Origin of the sequence: Allofournierella massiliensis, assembly GCF_964241245.1 — a bacterium.
In the GTDB taxonomy this organism is placed as follows: domain Bacteria; phylum Bacillota; class Clostridia; order Oscillospirales; family Ruminococcaceae; genus Allofournierella; species Allofournierella massiliensis.
The window spans coordinates 1-17715 of the sequence record NZ_CAXSWZ010000044.1 but is presented as its reverse complement, the minus strand read 5'-3'; the positions used below and the strand labels follow the sequence as shown (position 1 = coordinate 17715).

The window sequence follows — 17715 nt, the reverse complement described above, 5'->3', positions numbered from 1 at the left end:
ACCGGCGTGGCCCGCGTGGTGGGCGATCTGAACGACCTGTTCGGCACCAGCACCTCTTACGCCGGTTATACGGTCAAAGTGCTGGGCAGTGACAATCCCAAGTACATGAAGAGCGGCGAGCAATACACCTGCTCCGTCAACTCCGATAACAAGTATGTGATCTCGAACTTGCCCTGTGTATATGACGGCACCAACGGCAACCTGAAAGTGCGCGTGTACGATCCGGCAGGCAAAGAGATCACCGACTACGGCCCGATCATCGTTAAGGTTTCCACCACTTTCTGGGAAAGCACCGAAACGATCCCTCTGCAACTGCTATCCTTCAGCGCATCGCCGGTGAAGGATGTCACCACTTATGAGAGCTTCGGCGCGAAGCTGCTGGAAGGCCGTGTCTACTGGACAAGTGCTGTGACCGATGTGCAGTGGCAGGTGCAGCGCAGCGGCGGCGGCAAATGGGAAAACATCCAGGATGTTGCCGAACTGAACGGCAAATACACCGCAAGCACCCCGAGCTTCGTTGACCAGGGCGATGAATCCTACACCGCCGTGGAACTGGAGCTGCGGGGCTGCAAAACCACATGGAACGGCTGGCACTTCCGCGCCGTATTCAAGTGGCAGGGCAAAACCGCCGACACCTACTCCGTGGCGACCAACGGCTACTCCGGTCAGCTGACTGTAAAGCCCTGGCCCATAAAGCTGACCCAGGCGTACAACCGCACTGTCTGGGAGGGCGAGAATGCCACCTTCACCGCCACTGCGGACTACTGGAAGGGAAAGGCCGACGGCCTCACCGTTTCCTGGGAGTTCTCAAAAGATGGTAAGGGCTGGTACTCCGTCGCAGATTCCGGCGAATTTATTGACAACGGCTCTCCCACTGTACAGAGTAGCAGCACCACATTGCCGGTATACAACAGCATTGCCAACCGGTATGGCCTGAGCGGTGTTACCGCGCAGCGCACCACCACCACGCTGACGATCAAGAGCTGCGATGTGACCATGAGCGGCTATCAGTTCCGGGCACATTGGCAGTACACCAGCCCCAGCGGCACCCGCTATGACTGGTACTCGACCGCAGCGAACAACAAAGAGTACAAATGGGACACCGATGTTTCCCAGTTTGGCGAAGCGACCACCGGCAACAATGTTGCTGACCGTGAAGGCCGTCTAATTGTAAATCCCGCCAACCTGGTTGTAGAACTGCGAAAAGCAGCCGACGAGGCAGGCAGTCGGGATCACCAGGACGATCTCACCCCGGATGTATACGGACAGAAGCTGATGATTACCCAAGGTTCGGATGTGGCTTATGCCACCGCCACCTATACGGCAATCATCTACTACCGGCCCACTGCGATGAACGTGACCCCGCGCTGGGAATACTCCACCATGCTGGATAATCAGTACCGCACCTGGGATCAGGGTGTGGCATCCTCTATTGATGGCCGAGTACGAACCAGCGTAACCAACACGAATCTCGGTGTATTGAGTACAAGCAGCCCGTATTACAACAGCAAGTATGCGGGATGGGCAGCAATCAAGAGTGTTCTGACCATCACCAACCCTGTTGCCAGTATGTATGATACTGCGACCATAACCAAGTATTTCTTCCGCTGCTATGGCACTGGTACATACAATACCTCTACCGGAACGAAAGAAAGAACCGGCAAGAGCGTCAACGGCGGTCTGGTGCTGGACTATGACATCGTACTCCACCACAATGGTGTAAACACCTACGACAAGAAAAACATCATCAACGGTCAGACTGTGACTGACTATAAAGGCATGTCCAGCGCGACCAGTGGGCGGGAAGCCTCCACCTGGAGTTACCCGGAACTGCAATTGATCGAACCCAAGCATGTCAACACCGTTTTGGTGCAGTTCTCTTCGGAGAATTTTGACCGGCGGGATTCGATCTCCTATGACGGCGGTAAGGCATCTGCTTACGGCATCAACGTTACCGGCAATCAATATGCCTGGACATTCAAAGCCAATAATGCCAATACCGTATCTACCGCTCAGTGGCAGGATTTTCTTCGTTCTGTTACCTTCACTGTATATGATCCTATGAGCATCAGCTCCGCCGGTGTTCAGGGAGGCACAGAAGTGTTTTGGTACGCAGACGAAAACCTGTGGTCTTCCGATATGATCTATAACGGCACCAACGGTCATTTTTATTCCTATGTGAGCAAGGATGACCTGGGGCACACTGTAGACTGGTATCAAGCCCGCAGCTATGCCACGAGTCAGTACAACGCAACGCTTGACACCTACGGCTATCTGGCGCACATCACCACAGCTGAGGAACAGGCACTGATCGAAGATCTGCTGCAAGGCGCTTTTGGTTATATCGGCGCATATAAGTACAGTGAAGGCACGACCGAGTGGTTTTGGATCGATGGCCCATCCTCTGAAACTGCCACCCCGTTTTACAAGAACGGGCAGCTGCAATGGGGTTATGCCAAATGGGCTTGGGGTAATCCCAGCGGTACCAATCAGGCAGTCCACCATTCCGGCGATAAGAACGCTTGGGAAACTGTTGAGCGAGCACACGAATGTGACGGTATGCTGATTGAATGGGGCGACGAAAGCCACAACAGCCTGCGTCCGACAAATCACAGCGTATCGGATAGTGACCGCATCGGCACCCAGGTAAGCTATCAGGGCAAGGTGGAGATTAACGCCACTGTGCTGGATGGCTCCAAGCTCTACGACAAGGCCGAGCTTATGCCGGTCATCACCGTAAACAGTGATACCATCAGTAATCCCGCCCAGTATGTTCAGGCTACAATTACCTGCGCTACCCCCAGCGCAGCTTACCCGCAGCGCACCATCGCCGCATCTGCAAGTAGCGGCAGTGGCGTAATCAATGCGGGCACCTACACGGTAAAGCTGAGTCTGACTCAGGCGGGCATCAACGCCGGTTACTACCTGACCGGCGATCTGGAAGGCACACTGATTGTCAAAAAGCGTCCTATCAACCTGTACAGCCATGACAACAACAAGGTGTACGACAAGACCAGTGATGCAACCATCAACAACATCAAGTTTGAGGGGTTGACAGCTACCAGCGGCGTGGTGAGTGGCGACACTGTGACCCTCTCCACCACTACTGCTACCGGTTATTACACCAACGGCAGCGTAGGTGTGGTTGACCGGGGCAGCTACTCCATCCGGCGCACCAGTCCTCTTTCTTTGTCCAGCAATCCTTACTCCAACTACTACATTGGCAACGAGGATTACACCGGCAGTATTACGGCCCGCCCGCTGACTGTACACAGTCGTTACCTGGACGATCCGAACAATGCCCGGAACATCAAAGCCTACGATGCGACTACTGCCGCCACCATTGGTGACATTCTGATCGATAACATTGTAGACGGCGATGCCGTTTGGGTGGATAAGAAGACCTATGCCGGTACTTACGCTACCGCAAACGCTGGTGAAACCCTGGACGAAAACGGTCACACCTTGCCGGATCGGTTCCTGAAGCTGGAGGAAAACACCATCACCCGAACCGACCCCATCCGCCTGGTAAACGACCCCAGCGGCAACTACTACATTGCTCAGGAGATCTATTCCGGCGCAATTTACCGCGCATCGCTCACTGCTCAGGTAAGCAGCAGCCGCACCATGTATGGCCAGCCGGTGGATTACGGCGAAGCAGGAAAGCCCTGGCATGACACTGTACCCTACAAGGCAAATACCGCCGCCACGGAAGGCTGCTGGCTGAAACTGGACGGACTGAAGGGCGCAGATACCCTCACTGCTGACTATGGCAAGAGCAATTTCTCCATTCTCGGCGCTCCCGATCTGATTGTTGACGAAACGACGCCAGTTGGTATGTACAAGCTGACCTATACCGGCCTGACGGAAGCCAACTATCCGGTTTTGAGCAACTACATTGTTGCTGTACTGGATGGCACCCAGGAGGTATACGCCCGTGAAATCCGCCTCACGGTGGGGGATTCCGACCGGTATGTAGAGGACGAAAGTCTCCCCGATACCCATGTGACCTTCGATCTGCTGGAGGATGACGGCGAAACCTATGCCGCACTGGGTTCCAATGCGGATGTTCTCTACAAGGACATGCCGCTGAAGAACGGTGACACTGTGCAGAGCGTGGTGCTGGTCAAGGAACAAGGCAGCGAAAACACCATCAGCCTGGCCGATGACACCGGCAGCAAACTGGTGGCCGAGATTGAGGAAAACGGCACAAAGAAAACACAGTACACAAACGACAGCATCCCGCTGGTAAGTGATTGGTTTATGGGTTGCCCGGCCAAATATCTTGACCTGGAGCATGACCAGAGTATCTATCCCTGCGATTGGTGTGAGCAGTATCACGGCTTCGAGCTGGGTACCGACCACTGGAAAGTGACCGGCTATGCCGCTACCGTGAACCAGGATGCCAGCCAGAACTCTACGCTGACTGTGGCTACTGTGGAAAATCCTCTGGGTGAACAGGTACAGAATTACAGCCTGCGCTATGTGGCAGGCAGTATCACCGTCCACCCGGAACTGCGATTCCAGCTGAAGGCCACTGTGCCGCTGTATGTCTGCATGTATGGCTACGCCGGTGACGGCGAGGTGGTGGAGCCGACCAATTACGGCATCACCAACTACTCCAACGGCAAAATCCAGATCACCGATATTGATGTTTCCAACAACGGCTGGAGCATCGTGGACAAGCCGCAATCCGAACTGAAACGCGGTGAACTATCCATGAAGTTGGATGACACTCAGCTGGTTATGGGCCACAACACACCCCGCACTCCTTGGATCATTGATCCGGGCCGGGATGCCGACGGCAACGAATCCGGTACGGTACTGCCGCTTCCCCTGCTCTGTAACATGGCAGGCGGTAACGTAAATGACCGGCAGGAAGCGTTCCTTACCTGTGTAACCTACACCATTGCGGAATATGGCATTACTATCCCTGGCGAAACTGATGTTGAGATCGGGGATGTAATCGACGGTCAGCCCACCACTCCGGTCATCGGACAGAAGTAACCCACACCGCATTTTCATCGCCCCCTGATTTTCAGGGGGATTTTTTATTGTTCAGCCTTTTCGGCTGCATCACATTCGGTATGACGCACTTCGCGTTATATAAATAAATATTTCCAAACAAAGGAGCGAATCACAATGAACAAGAACACCAACACCTGGAAAAAAGCCCTGAGCGGTATCTGCGCCCTGACCATGGTCTTCGGCATCGCCGCCTCCCCGGCCTATGCCATGGAGGACATGACGGAGCCGAACATGAGCATCACCAATCATCCCAACAGCATGATCCCCACCAAACTGGTCACGCCGGTGGGCAACAAGGCTTTTTACAAAATTGACGGCGGCAAGGTAATCTACGCCGACCGGGATGACGGCACCGGCTGGCAGGCCGTTCCGAGCGCCTACATCAAAGGCAGCGAGTACAATGTGGGCAACGTGGACTACGGCGCTTACTTCGTGGGTGCAGATGAAGTGGTGTTCGTCCCCCTGAGTGAATGCCGCGCTGAGGATGACGGCACCTACACCTATCACCACGGCACCAAAGATGGCGCTACCGTATCGGAAGATGTGGACACCGCCACCAATGCCGATCCCAGCATGGGCACCAATTTCTATGTGAACATCGAGAACGGTCTCGACCCCGACGGCAGCACCAGCGAGGAAGTAGTTTCCGGCAAAACCGACGATGGCCGTGTGGAATACGAAGTGACCATCGCCACCAAGGCAACCTATCAGCTGAAAGCAACTGTCCCCATGTATGTCTGCATGTACGGCTACCGGGGCACCGGCAACATCATTGCTCCCGACTCTGATGCCTATCAGTTGAAAAATTACTCCACCAGCAATTCCGATGCCAGCGCCACCATCGTGGACATCACCAAAGTAACCCATTACGCGAAAATTTACGACGAGAACCACAGCGATGATACCCTGTTCTCCATCAGCTACGACAGCCGGGAAAAGAAGTACACCTACTGGTACTCCAACCCCGCTTTCATGTCGGACGGCAAAACCCCCAATCCCGACTGGCAGGAGCCGGAAAACTATCTGGTACTTACTGGCAAAAACATCAATGCCAGCGGTCAGTGCTATGTGATTTTCATTGATGGCAAGTGGGACTTCAAGGTTGCCGGTGTTCTGGAGGGTGATGCGCTGAAGGAAACCGTAACCGCGATTGATCCCAACCATCCCCTGAGCAGTGATCTGGTGTATGGCGAATGGAACTTCGGTACTGAGTTTGTTGTGGGCGCTTCTCAGGAAGGCGGCAAGGACACCGGTCTGGCCCTGAAGGTCAGCGAACTTCAGGCTGAGCCTGCAACCTGGCGTTTGGTTGATACCAGCACCAAAGCTGCCGATATGAAGCGTGGCGAATTGGCCATGAGCCTGGCTCCCGACACCGCTATCTCCAACGCATCTGCCATTGATCTGTCCACCGCCAGTGCCCCCATCGACATCACTGAACGCGGCTGGTTCCTGGCTGCTCCTCAGCTGGGCGAAGATGGCACTGTAAGTGATGAGGAAGCAGCCACTCTGGGCGTTACCGCGAAAGCTCAGATGGCAGGCGGCAATGTCAACGATTCCGGCTGCACCAGCGTGGTCAAAGTGACCTACACCATGACCCCCGCTTTTGGTATCGATGATGGCGAAAGCAACACCGTTGTGGGCGATGGTGTAACCAGCAACCGCTAAGATCTGATGACTCTTCCGGCAGAAATCTGTCGGAAGAGTTCTTTTTTGTGTGAGGTATGTATGAAAAACACTGAAACGCGCGCCAAAGCATCCAACAAACGCATTCTGGTGCTTCTGCCCCTGATGATTGTGCTGCTGCTTGGCTGTATTGTCTGGATCAAAATGAACCCTCAGATTTTTCATTCTGATGTGCGGCAGCTGGAAAATCAGATTAAAGCAGAATTGGGGCAGTTGGAGGACAAAAGCAATGATGAGATCCAAGCTGCACTCAACGAGGTCGTCACAGAAGGCAGTCTGAGCATTTCCATTAACGCAAATCCAGTATTCCCCACTGGCGATTCGAACGGCAGCCTTAAGATCGAGAACGGGCCGCAGAACTTATACGCACAGCAGGTTATCATCACGCTGGATGACACCGGCGAGGAAATTTACGATTCCGGCTATATGCCAGTGAACAGCCACATTCAGCAAGACAAACTGGAGGTTGATCTTGCTCCGGGCGATTATGCAGCCACCGCTGTTTTTACCGCTTTTGATGTAGACTCTAACATCACGGTTGGACAGGCCGTAGCACAACTGAAAATTACTGTTTTAAATTAAGGAGGGATTTCGTTGAAGCTCAAAACTTATCTTGCCGGTCTGCTTGCAACGCTTGCAGCCTGCGCTTTATTCACGTTTCCGGTCTGGGCTGCGGAAGATCTCCCGGTGGAACAAGCCAGTGAAAGGGGCGCAACAATTTCCAGTGAAGTTGATATCGCTTCCAATCATTCTCCCAAAATGGGCACCCAATATTTCATGTACATTCCTCCTGATCCGGTATATGAAATGCCGAAGATGGGCGATGAGAGTATTGGACAGCGACAGTTGATTTTCATTGCATTGGGTACCGGATTCGGTTATCTGGGCGTTCACTTTTACGCTCAAAAGCGACACCATGAATAGAGCATTATTTTTGATTCGAATCATCCTGATGTGCTGCTGCCTTTGTGCCAGCATCCTGATTTGTTCAAACTCCTATCGCACTTGGAAAACAGTAAATACCGCCAACACTTTAGTTTCCATTTATGAGAGTAACGCCGATTCTGAATTCTGGGACTGGTCCCATGGTCTGCTCGACCTAAACCCGGACTATGTCGGCTGGCTTACAATTCCGGGCACAACGGTGGACGGGCCAGTAGTTCAGGGCGACGATAATACAGAATATCTTCGCACGGATTTCTTTGGCGAACCGGCCAGTTCCGGAACGCTCTTTATCGACGAAAATGCGGATATGAACACAAGTGGAAACTTTATTGTTTACGGTCATCTGATGCGTGACGGTACAATGTTCGCCGATCTGGCCCAGTACAAAAGCAAGGAGCTTTTTGAAACGAATTCTTTGGTGCGCTGGGAAACACGCACAGGCATTCGCTATTACAAATTGTTTACAGGTCTGATTGTTTCCGGAAGCGACTCTCCAATTCGTGCATGGCTCAATAAGCAGACACCCGAACAGGAAAAGGAGATGCTGGACACAATTGCTCATTCTGCATATTTCTATCAGGAAGATCTGCTGCGCAGTGGTCCTTATCTGTTTCTCATTACCTGTGATTATCAAAAAGAAAACGGGCGTCTGGTTCTTGTGGCCAGCGCTCTGTAAGGGAGTGTTTTCTATTGGATTGTTAGACTTGCTGGCTTCTCTTCAGGGAGTCTTTATTTCCGATCTCTCACTTCGTTCAGAATGCCGCTGGCAGGCATTATGTGATCTTGCACAACTGCTAAAGCAACCGGAACATTCATTGTATTCCCTGGAGGAATGGAGCGAAAGCATTTCCTACCTGATACACAAAAATATCCAGTTCCCCAGCTATGCGGACCTGGAGAAAACTTTACAACTTTTTCTATAACAATAAACTTGGGGGTTCGTAATGGAACCCCCATTTTTTCGAGGTAAACCATGCAACAAAACACGAAATCTTCCCCTCGCGTCTGGCTTTATGCACGGCTTCCCGGCGATGAACTCGGCACACTGAATCAGCTGAATTTTCTGCGCCTGCGCGCTAACCTTCAAAACTGCACTATCGTTGGTACGAGCATTGATACCCATCGAGGCTGGCTGCATCGTTCCGGCTACCGTGAAATGATGCGCCATGTAAAAAGCGGAGATGTGGATCAGGTTCACATTTGCCGGTTGGGCACGATCAGCCATTCCTCTTCTTTCCTGTATCGTTTTTTCAGATCGCTCTCTCTGCATCATGTAATCGCCTGTGCTGCTGAAGTCAGTTTGGCTTCCTGTGTCGGGTACTACCGGTTCGCACACAGGGCAGAGCAATACGCTCTCCGAAACGGGCTTTCCCTTCCCTGGTAGCCTTCTCTTCTCACGGCCAGCCCCTTCAATTCAGCTGCCTTTTCCCGCCCGGCCGCGTACCGCGCTGGGCGGGGCGCATTGTGCTGCGCACAATGCGAGCAAGCACGACAATATGCCGTCATTGGGCATATTATCACTTGTTAGGGGTGTCCCCTAAAACCCCGTAGCGTCCTTCTTCTATAACAATATTTTTATTATTTGGGAGGATGTTTCCTTGAAACGTTTGAAAAAAATAACTGTTCGCTTATCCGAATCTGAATATATTCACCTGAAGGAACAATCTTCTATAACCGGTTTAAAAATGGAGCCATTTATCCGGAATCTTATTGCCGGATGTAATCTTAAACCCAGACCACCTGATAGCTACAAGGATCTGGTACGGGAACTATCCGCTATCGGAAATAACATCAACCAAATCACTCGTCTGGCCAACAGCGCAGGAAGCCCCTCCACTGCTCAAGCAAAACAACTTTCCTGTTTAATGCGTGAAGTTTGGACCAAAATACAGGAGTATGCTTGAAGTACTTTCGCATTGAATAAAGTCCTGGTGTATGATTTTAAAGAACAATTGTTTATTATATTCACAACAATGAAATATGTTATAGTTGTTCTTTTTATAAAGCTGTGATATTCTTTTAGTAATTATAAAGAAAGCTGGTGATTATATATGTCGACCTCTGAAACTGAAAAGAAGCGGACTCGCCGTTCACCTGAAGAGCGTGCTGCGGATTTCGATGCTAAAATCGAAGCCGTAAATCACACGATTGCCGATCTTGAAGCAAAGAAACAAGCTGCCGTATCCAGCTACGATGAAAAAATTGCTGCTGCGCGAAAACGCATGAAAGTATTGGAAGAAAAGAAGGCAGCGATCTTTGCCCCCAAGCCTAAACGGAAAGTCAGGAAAACAAAAAGGCAGAAGATTCAGGATATTCTGAAACAGGCACAAAAAGCAGGTATGAATCCACAGGAAATCGCCGAGTGCCTGGGCATTGATTTTGAAGACTAATATTCCTTGCCGCTGTACCTTTGGTACGGCGGTTTTTATTTTAAAATGGCTTATACAAAAATCATACCAGTGCGCAGCGATCTAAACCGCTGCCTGTCCTATACCTCCAATCCAGAAAAAACCGAAGTCATCCAAATCAAAGATCTTGAACGCCTTTTGAGCTACACCCGAAACAATGAAAAAACCGAATATCAATTGTATGTGGCCGGATTCAACTGTGATCCGGCCACTGCTTTTTCTTCCATGCAAGCCACCAAGCGCCGATGGAAGAAACCTGAAAACAGTGGTGTGCTCGGCTATCACATTATCCAGAGTTTCACCCCCAAAGAGGTGACGCCAGAACAATGCTTTGAGATCGGCTGTGAATTTGCCCGCCGTTTTCTTGCAGAGCGATTCGAATGCACCGTCAGCACTCATCTGGATCAGAAGCATCTTCATTGCCATATTGTATTCAATTCCGTCAGCTTTGCGGATGGCCGTATGTTCCGAAATGATTTCAAAAGTTACTATCAGGGAATCCGCAAGATTTCCGATGAACTGTGCCGTGAATACAAACTCTCTGTCATTGAAACCGATGGGCATGGGCTTTCTTATGGGGATTGGAAACGGACAAAGCAGGGGCAACCCACCGTCCGTTCTCTGGTAAAGGCAGATGCTGACCGGGCACTCCTTATTGCGACGAGTTACGAAGGATTTCTCCGTGAACTGGAGAATATGGGCTATCAGGTCAATGCTTCTCCAAATCACAAATACACTTCCGTTATTCCACCGGGCCGCACCAAAAGCATCCGCCTGGAAAAGCTGAGTCCTCAATATGAAGAAACTGCTGTCCGCGAGTATTATCGGCAGCTTCAGCAGATGCCCCGTCAGGAGCGCCAGCAGTATCAGGAACAGCTTGACCAGCAGACCCAGCGATGGATGCCCCCGGAGCTTCTGGTCCGCCGCCGCTACCGGTCTTTCCGCGCGCCATTTCACCCGCTTCACCACAAGCGTGTGCGCGGCTTTATGGCCCTTTATTACCATTACTGTGCCCTGCTGCGAAAAACCTATCGGAGAAAAAGCTCTCGCCGCTGCTACTACTTGCTTCGACAGGAGTTCCTCAAATTTGACCGCTATTTGCAGCAGTGTGATTTTTTGTGGCAGAACCACATTGAAACCAGCGAGGATCTGGCTTCGTTCAAAGCCCGCACCGCATCCGAAATGGACCAGCTTATCCTCGTGCGCAGCAAACTTTACCGACAGAAAGGGGGTGTTGACAATGTAGAACGCACTACCAACATCAGGAGCCTGACAGCTCAGATTCGACAGATGCGCCGAGATCTTTCCCTGTGTTCTCAGATTGAATCGGATGCAGACAAGCTGCGCCAACAGCTCGTACAGGCTCGCACACCGGAACAAGAAAACCAACGGAATAGCGAGGTGATTTACCATGAACAACGGCGGAGAGGCTGCTGACCAGATGGTTCGCCAGTCCCTGCAATTTGCTGAGGTTGCCATCAAACTAACCGCCCTCGGCTTCAAAAATGCTCTCTCCATGGCACTTGCTTACGCCAAAGAGCGTCCCAAGGTTCGGGGCCGAACCCGACTTGATCGTCTTCTTCGGGAAGGGAGAGAACTCCGGATCATCCCCATACAGACAAAAGATCTGAAGGAATTTACCCAGCAGGCTAAACACTATGGGGTGTTGTTTGCTCCCATCCGGGACAAACAGGGTCAGGGTGAAAAGCTGGACATCATGTTTAGAGCGGAAGATGTATCCAAACTGAACCGCATCTATGAACGGATGGGCTATGCCATTCCCCAGCAGACGAGGCAAGGACGAAAAAAAGCATTAACCCGCCATCCGCAAGACAGCAACTTGCGAATGCGCGGGGATCTTGAAGCAAAACTGGACTCCCGGCCTTCAGTGCGCACAGCAATCATCGAACTGAAACAAGCTGCGCTTGCAGCTCAAAAAGCACGAGAACAAGCCCGGGATGCCATTACACCAGATAGAGGGGAGAGATAGCCTATGAATGGAGCGCGCCTTAATATTGAAGATTGGAAGCAGAAAAAAGAACTGGAGCGTGGGGCCATTGTTGCTGCACAGCAAAACGCCCTACGCGCGGTAACTCAAAACGGAGAAACGCTTGGGCGTTATCTACTGGGACGAGGCCGACTTGCTTCCAAATTAACTTCCGGCAACACCGCTCTTGTGCTGCAGGAATTTCCGGACTCTCAGGCTGCACTGACTTTTCAGGAATGGCAGGCTTTTGGCCGCAACATCAGCAAAAGTGCCAAAGGTGTCTCGATCCTCGCCTATCAGAACGATTGCCTGACGGTGGAAAAGCTATTTGACCTTTCTCAGACCTACGGCAACAAACCTTACCCCATCGTTCTGCTGACTACCGGAGAAAATTACGCACCAAAAGCCTTGACGGCCCTGGCTCCTTTCTGCCCGGTCCCCATTCGCAAATCCAAGGAAATAACAGAATCCGTCCTTTTTTCCTCGGAACGTCAGGCGATCCTCTACCGTCCCGACGCGACGGAACAACAGCGATTTCGCTATCTACCCGGTGCAATTCTTCAAGCTTATGCCGAGTACTACGAACCCGGTGTCTCTCAGGCCGACCAGGTACAGTTTTATTCCCTTGCAATCTGCATTGAACTTTGCGGCCGATTCGGCATCGCACCTCCGGAAGGATATATCGTCAAGTTGGAGAAGTATATTCCTTTGTTCAAGAGTGAGGATGTCCGCAAGGTTTTGGAAGACATCCGGGAACTCTCCCGTACCATGGGGGACTGTGTGCAGAAAGCGTTACCGGAAAAGGAGTCCTCACAATTTCCTATGCCGGAAACTATCCTATGAGGTTCCCCTATGCGGTCAAAACGTAACGATGAATGGATTTTCTGGGGAATTCTTCTGATTCCTTTGCTCTGGGCTGCCGCCGCATTGGCGCAGGCCATTGAACAGGGCGACGGTCTTAGCGGTATTGTTTCTGTCTTCTCCACCCTGCTGAACGACCCTTTTTCTGTTCGTTGGTGTTCCCACACTGCCGGGTGTCTTCTGGCAGTTCTGGTGCTTTATCCCATGGCAGTATACTGCCATATGCTGGACATGGCTGACCGGCACCCCGGCGCAGAACATGGCACAGCCAAATGGGGCAGCGCAGCTCATCTGAACCGGAAATATCGTAATCGAAAAAAGCCAGACCAAAACTATTTGCTGTCTGCTCATGTGCAGTTCAGCATGAACAGCCATGCGCACCGGCACAATCTGAATGTGGTTGTGATCGGCGGCTCCGGCGCTGGTAAAACACGCTTTTATGTGAAGCCGAATGCCATGCAATGTGCCTGCTCGTATCTGTTTTTGGACCCCAAGGGCGAACTGCTTCGTTCTCTGGGTGGGCTTTATGAGGAAATGGGTATCCCCGTCACCGTCATTGATCTGGTGCATTTTCAGGGGCACTACAACCCCATGGCTTATCTGGAAACCGACGAGGATGCCATCAAGCTGGCTTTTGCCATCGTCAACAACACAAAACCCAAGGATGCGCCTGCAAGCGGCGACAAGTTTTGGGATGATTCCAGTGTGATGCTCATTTCCGCCATTATCCTGTACCTGTTGTATGAAGCGCCGGTCTATGAACACAACTTCAGCACCCTGATGTTCATGATCGCCAACTGCCAGCTCAGCGAAAATGACATGGAAGAAAATCCACTGGAAACACTGTTTTCTCGGCTAGAAGAACGTGATTCAGACCATCCGGCAGTTCTGCAATTCAAGTCCTTCAAACTGGGTTCCACCAAGACGTTACAATCTGTCCTGATTTCCGCAGCCGCGAACCTGTATATGTTCAACAGCCGTCAGTTTGCGGAAATGACCAGCCGGGACGAATCTTTTCTACCCCAGCTTGGTCTGGAAAAACGTGCGATTTTCTGTGTTATCCCGGACAATGACACCACCTTCAATTTTCTGGTCACCATTCTTTATACTCAGCTGTTTGACCAGCTGTTCCGCCTGGCTGACTCGAACCCCAAATATAACGGTGCGCTTCCTGTTCACGTCCGTCTTATGATGGACGAGTTTGCGAATGTTGCCTTGCCAAAAAATTTCAAAAATATCCTTGCTGTATGTCGCAGCCGAAACATCAGCTGCGACATTATCCTGCAAAACATCGCCCAGCTGAAAAGCCTATTCAAAGATGACTGGGAAGGAATCATCGGCAACTGCGATTCGATGGTCTATCTGGGTGGCAATGAATATAGCACCTTCGAGTATCTCTCCAAAATCCTGGGCAAACAGACGGAACGCACCAAAAGCCAAAGCATCAGCCGCGGCTCTCACGGTTCTTCCAGCGAAAGCGTCCAAACTGCCGGGCGGGAACTCTCCATGCCGGATGAGATCCGCCGCTTGAATGACAATGATTGCCTGCTTTTGCTGCGCAGTGAAGACCCGGTCATCGACCAGAAATATGATATTCTGAAGCATCCTAATGTAAGGTTCACACCCGATGGCGGGGGTGAGCCTTTTGTTATGCCTGGCGACCATATGGCGCAGGCCACCACCATCACCATGGATATGGTAGATCAACTGACACAGCGGGAAATCAGTCCCGAAATGTATCAGGAACTTCATCAATTACAAAAAACCTATTATCGAAAGGAATCCGGACATGAACATCATCAAAAACCATACCGAAAAAAGCTCTGATCTGAAGCTGAATCAGCAGGAGCGCACCATCAAACGTCTGTATCAGATTTGCGCTCTGACCCTGGCAACCGGCTGCCTGATGGCATTCCCTGTTTTTGCTGCCGGTGATCCCTTGACCAGCATCAACAATCTTTCCGACTTCGTTTTCAGTGCCATCAAGGCCATCGGCGCGATTCTGCTGGGCTTCGGCATCGTCCAGATTGGCCTTGCCCTGAAAAGTCATGATGCAGGCCAGCGAGCGCAGGGTTTCATGACCTTTTTCGGTGGTGTTGTCATCTATTTCGCCAAAGACATCCTCGACATGATCCTGTGATTGATCGCCGGGCCGACCGCTTTTCCTCCGGTCGGCCCGGTATTTTTCTGGAGGTGGTCTTACTTTGAATCAAAACTGGATCGTGGAAAATCTGAACAGTGCCTTTTCCACCTGGAACAACCGACTGACGGAACTCTGGTCACTGGCTACCACCAGCCCGGAAACCTTCAAGGGTGGTGCTGTATGGTCTGTCATGCAGGGCATCCACAGCACACTTCTCGGCGTGGGCTACGGCCTGCTGATCTTGTTCTTTGCCATCGCACTGTTCAAAAACACTGCAAATTTCCATGAGCTGAAGCGACCCGAAGCAGCCATTCATTATCTGATCCGCTTTGTCGCCGCAAAAGCTCTGGTGGGCTATGGCATGGAAATCATGCTGAAAATCTTCTCTATCTGCAATGGCGTTGTCCTTCAGATTGCAGGCAGAATGAGCGGTATCTCTCAGGCCATGGTTCATCTTCCCGGAGAAATCCAGACTGCCATCGAAGAGGTCGGTTTTCTCGCCAGCATCCCGTTATGGCTGGTCACCATCCTGGGCAGTCTGTTTATTCTGGTGCTTTCCTTTATTATGATTCTGACGGTGTACGGACGCTTTTTTCGCCTTTATAGTGCGCCCGGAAGGGCTGCGGCGTAAGCCAAAGCAGCCCGCGGGCAATTTGGGATTCTGCCAGTGGCGCGGCAGTAGGAAAAGGTATTGCGAAAGGAGGTGGAAATCACCCTATCACCAGCCGATTTATCCGGAGGGGAAACCCAATGGGGAGTGTAGCATATCGGCAACGCCGTAAGTTGGGAAACTATCGAACCACTACTGAACGGCAAGGTGAAACGTTGTGAACGAGGAATAAAGCTGGATTGCTTGAAGGGCAGTCCAAGGCGGCATACTGGAGCCGGCGGCGCAGGATAGTTGTATTCGCCGCATACCGTGGCAATCGGTGACATGTATACACCGATTGCGGAATACCCACGACAGCCAACCGCAATAAGCGGATAACGGACGAAAACCCATTCCGACATCACAACTCGCTATCCCAAACTGCTTAACCGGGGATTGCCTAACCCGGAGTGCCAAAAAGGCTATGGCTTTCAGAGCCTGAAAATCCGGTATGGCAACGGAGCCGCCGTAGTAGTCCGAGCAAGGGAAAGCCTTGCACATGGCGAAGGGCGGCAGGATATCAACCAAACTATCAATGGAAGGGTGCGTGAGGCACTATGAGAAATCCAAAGAATGTTTTGGAAAGTCTAACATCAAAAGCAGCAAGCAAAGATTACCACTATCAAAGGCTCTATCGAAACTTGTACAATCCTGCATTTTTTCTGCTGGCGTATGAGCGTATCCAAGCAAAACCCGGCAACATGACAGCCGGAAGCGATGGGAAAACAATCGATGGCATGAGTATGAAGCGGATTGAAGCCCTCATTCAAAAACTGAAGGATTTCAGTTATCAGCCAAAACCTGCCAGAAGAACGTATATCCCAAAAGCAAACGGCAAAACACGTCCTCTTGGTATTCCATCCTTTGACGACAAGCTGGTGCAAGAGGTGGTGCGCATGATACTGGAAAGCATTTATGAACCCACCTTTCACGTTACTTCCCATGGATTCCGCCCAAAGCGGAGCTGTCATACGGCTCTGCAATATATCAAGCGGAACTACACGGGGGTCAAATGGTTTGTTGAGGGTGATATCAAAGGATGTTTTGACAACGTTGACCATCATGTGCTGGTACAGATACTGCGCAGGCGCATTGCGGATGAGCATTTCATCGGCCTGATCTGGAAATTCCTGAAAGCGGGATATATGGAAAATTGGGAGTATCACAACACCTATTCCGGCACCCCGCAAGGGTCACTGATTAGCCCAATTCTGGCGAATATCTACCTCAATGAACTGGATGTGTTCATGGCGGAGTATTCCAAATCCTTTAACTGCGGTACAAAACGGAAAATCAACCCGGCCTACAAAAAGCCGTTGGATGTCCGGCGCGGAAAACAGGAATGGCTGAAACGCAATGAAGCAAAAATCAGCGAGGAAAAACGCCGTGAGGTCATGGCGCAGATACAGGAACTTAATAGCCAACTGCGCTCTATCCCTTACAGCGACCCAATGGATACGGAATACAGACGGGTTGTTTATGTCCGCTACGCTGATGATTTCCTGATTGGTGTAATTGGGAGTAAAGAGGATGCGAGGCAGGTCAAATCCGATGTGGGAGCGTTCATCAAGGAATATCTTCACTTGGAGATGTCCCCGGAAAAAACGCTCATTACCCACGGAAGTGACTTTGCCCACTTCCTCGGATATCTGATTACAGTCAGCCGGGAACAAAACAGTACCCGGACAAAGACCGGTTTTACACGCCGAACCTATGTAGGAAAAGTCAAGCTGTATGTGCTCAAAGAGAAATGGCTGAACCGCCTTCTCTCCTATGGCGCGCTGAAAATCAGCTATGACAAAACCCATGGAAACAAAGAGGTATGGGAACCGGTACGGCGTCCGGGGTTGATACGTCTGGATGATATTGAGATTCTGAACCAGTACAATGCAGAAGTACGGGGTATGTACAACTACTATCGGCTGGCAAACAACGCCACTGTGCTGAACGCTTTTGTCTATGTGATGAAGTACAGCATGTATAAGACCTTTGCTGGGAAATATCGGACGAG

The 17715-nt window shown here is 51.2% G+C and carries 16 protein-coding genes; 15 read left to right on the top strand and 1 reads right to left on the bottom strand.

Annotated features, from left to right (window positions below):
* The 5 genes from ACESYO_RS15560 to ACESYO_RS15540 form a co-directional block, all read left to right on the top strand.
* Window positions 1–5007 (top strand): C-type lectin-like domain-containing protein (locus ACESYO_RS15560; protein ID WP_373210731.1); only part of this gene is annotated, 5007 nt, incomplete at its 5' end.
* Window positions 5008–5142: 135 nt separating this feature from the next.
* Window positions 5143–6693: a hypothetical protein gene (locus ACESYO_RS15555; protein ID WP_373210729.1), complete on the top strand. Its 1551-nt coding sequence runs from the start codon at window positions 5143–5145 to the stop codon at window positions 6691–6693.
* A 60-nt stretch (window positions 6694–6753) separates the two neighbouring features.
* Window positions 6754–7293, top strand: coding sequence for a hypothetical protein (locus ACESYO_RS15550; RefSeq protein WP_373210727.1), 540 nt, complete (start codon window positions 6754–6756; stop codon window positions 7291–7293).
* A gap of 12 nt (window positions 7294–7305) precedes the next feature.
* On the top strand, window positions 7306–7635 hold the full coding sequence (locus tag ACESYO_RS15545; RefSeq protein ID WP_373210726.1) for a hypothetical protein: 330 nt from the start codon (window positions 7306–7308) through the stop codon (window positions 7633–7635).
* A gap of 10 nt (window positions 7636–7645) precedes the next feature.
* The gene (locus ACESYO_RS15540; protein WP_373210724.1) at window positions 7646–8332 is read left to right on the top strand and encodes a class B sortase; all 687 of its coding nucleotides are present in this window, start codon (window positions 7646–7648) and stop codon (window positions 8330–8332) included.
* A gap of 53 nt (window positions 8333–8385) precedes the next feature.
* Here the strand turns inward: ACESYO_RS15540 and ACESYO_RS15535 are convergent, their stop codons facing one another.
* Window positions 8386–8631: a hypothetical protein gene (locus tag ACESYO_RS15535; protein WP_373211321.1), complete on the bottom strand. Its 246-nt coding sequence runs from the start codon at window positions 8629–8631 to the stop codon at window positions 8386–8388.
* On the opposite strand from ACESYO_RS15535, the gene ACESYO_RS15530 reads away from it, so the two are divergent.
* The 10 genes from ACESYO_RS15530 to ACESYO_RS15485 all read left to right on the top strand — a co-directional run.
* A complete protein-coding gene (locus ACESYO_RS15530) occupies window positions 8630–9040 on the top strand; it encodes a recombinase family protein (RefSeq protein WP_373210722.1) in 411 nt (136 codons plus the stop codon). The two genes, ACESYO_RS15535 and ACESYO_RS15530, sit on opposite strands and share 2 nt — an antisense overlap.
* Window positions 9041–9254: 214 nt before the next feature.
* A complete protein-coding gene (locus ACESYO_RS15525) occupies window positions 9255–9560 on the top strand; it encodes a MobC family plasmid mobilization relaxosome protein (protein ID WP_373210720.1) in 306 nt (101 codons plus the stop codon).
* Window positions 9561–9707: 147 nt separating this feature from the next.
* The gene (locus ACESYO_RS15520) at window positions 9708–10046 is read left to right on the top strand and encodes a hypothetical protein (RefSeq protein ID WP_373210718.1); all 339 of its coding nucleotides are present in this window, start codon (window positions 9708–9710) and stop codon (window positions 10044–10046) included.
* A 6-nt stretch (window positions 10047–10052) separates the two neighbouring features.
* Complete coding sequence (locus tag ACESYO_RS15515) at window positions 10053–11501, top strand: relaxase/mobilization nuclease domain-containing protein (RefSeq protein ID WP_373211320.1); 1449 nt, start codon at window positions 10053–10055, stop codon at window positions 11499–11501.
* Window positions 11476–12054, top strand: a complete 579-nt coding sequence (locus ACESYO_RS15510; RefSeq protein WP_373210714.1) for a PcfB family protein — start codon at window positions 11476–11478, stop codon at window positions 12052–12054. The genes ACESYO_RS15515 and ACESYO_RS15510 overlap by 26 nt, the downstream gene beginning before the upstream one ends.
* Window positions 12055–12057: 3 nt before the next feature.
* Window positions 12058–12894 carry a hypothetical protein gene (locus tag ACESYO_RS15505; protein ID WP_373210712.1) on the top strand — a complete coding sequence of 279 codons (837 nt, stop codon included), beginning with the start codon at window positions 12058–12060 and terminating at the stop codon, window positions 12892–12894.
* Between the two features lie 9 nt (window positions 12895–12903).
* Window positions 12904–14739 (top strand): VirD4-like conjugal transfer protein, CD1115 family, encoded by a 1836-nt coding sequence (locus ACESYO_RS15500; protein WP_373210710.1) that lies wholly within the window; start codon window positions 12904–12906, stop codon window positions 14737–14739.
* A complete protein-coding gene (locus ACESYO_RS15495; RefSeq protein ID WP_058965490.1) occupies window positions 14702–15052 on the top strand; it encodes a TrbC/VirB2 family protein in 351 nt (116 codons plus the stop codon). The genes ACESYO_RS15500 and ACESYO_RS15495 overlap by 38 nt, the downstream gene beginning before the upstream one ends.
* Window positions 15053–15116: 64 nt before the next feature.
* Window positions 15117–15686 carry a hypothetical protein gene (locus tag ACESYO_RS15490; RefSeq protein WP_087296000.1) on the top strand — a complete coding sequence of 190 codons (570 nt, stop codon included), beginning with the start codon at window positions 15117–15119 and terminating at the stop codon, window positions 15684–15686.
* 575 nt (window positions 15687–16261) lie between these two features.
* On the top strand, window positions 16262–17715 hold a 1454-nt coding region (locus ACESYO_RS15485; RefSeq protein ID WP_373210708.1), incomplete at its 3' end, for a reverse transcriptase/maturase family protein.

Coding starts and splice junctions, on each gene's coding strand:
- ACESYO_RS15555 (WP_373210729.1), top strand. CDS start 5,143: ATGAACAAGAACACCAACACCTGGAAAAAAGCCCTGAGCGGTATCTGC.
- ACESYO_RS15505 (WP_373210712.1), top strand. CDS start 12,058: ATGAATGGAGCGCGCCTTAATATTGAAGATTGGAAGCAGAAAAAAGAA.
- ACESYO_RS15530 (WP_373210722.1), top strand. CDS start 8,630: ATGCAACAAAACACGAAATCTTCCCCTCGCGTCTGGCTTTATGCACGG.
- ACESYO_RS15500 (WP_373210710.1), top strand. CDS start 12,904: ATGCGGTCAAAACGTAACGATGAATGGATTTTCTGGGGAATTCTTCTG.
- ACESYO_RS15520 (WP_373210718.1), top strand. CDS start 9,708: ATGTCGACCTCTGAAACTGAAAAGAAGCGGACTCGCCGTTCACCTGAA.
- ACESYO_RS15510 (WP_373210714.1), top strand. CDS start 11,476: ATGAACAACGGCGGAGAGGCTGCTGACCAGATGGTTCGCCAGTCCCTG.
- ACESYO_RS15550 (WP_373210727.1), top strand. CDS start 6,754: ATGAAAAACACTGAAACGCGCGCCAAAGCATCCAACAAACGCATTCTG.
- ACESYO_RS15495 (WP_058965490.1), top strand. CDS start 14,702: ATGAACATCATCAAAAACCATACCGAAAAAAGCTCTGATCTGAAGCTG.
- ACESYO_RS15535 (WP_373211321.1), bottom strand. CDS start 8,631: ATGGTTTACCTCGAAAAAATGGGGGTTCCATTACGAACCCCCAAGTTT.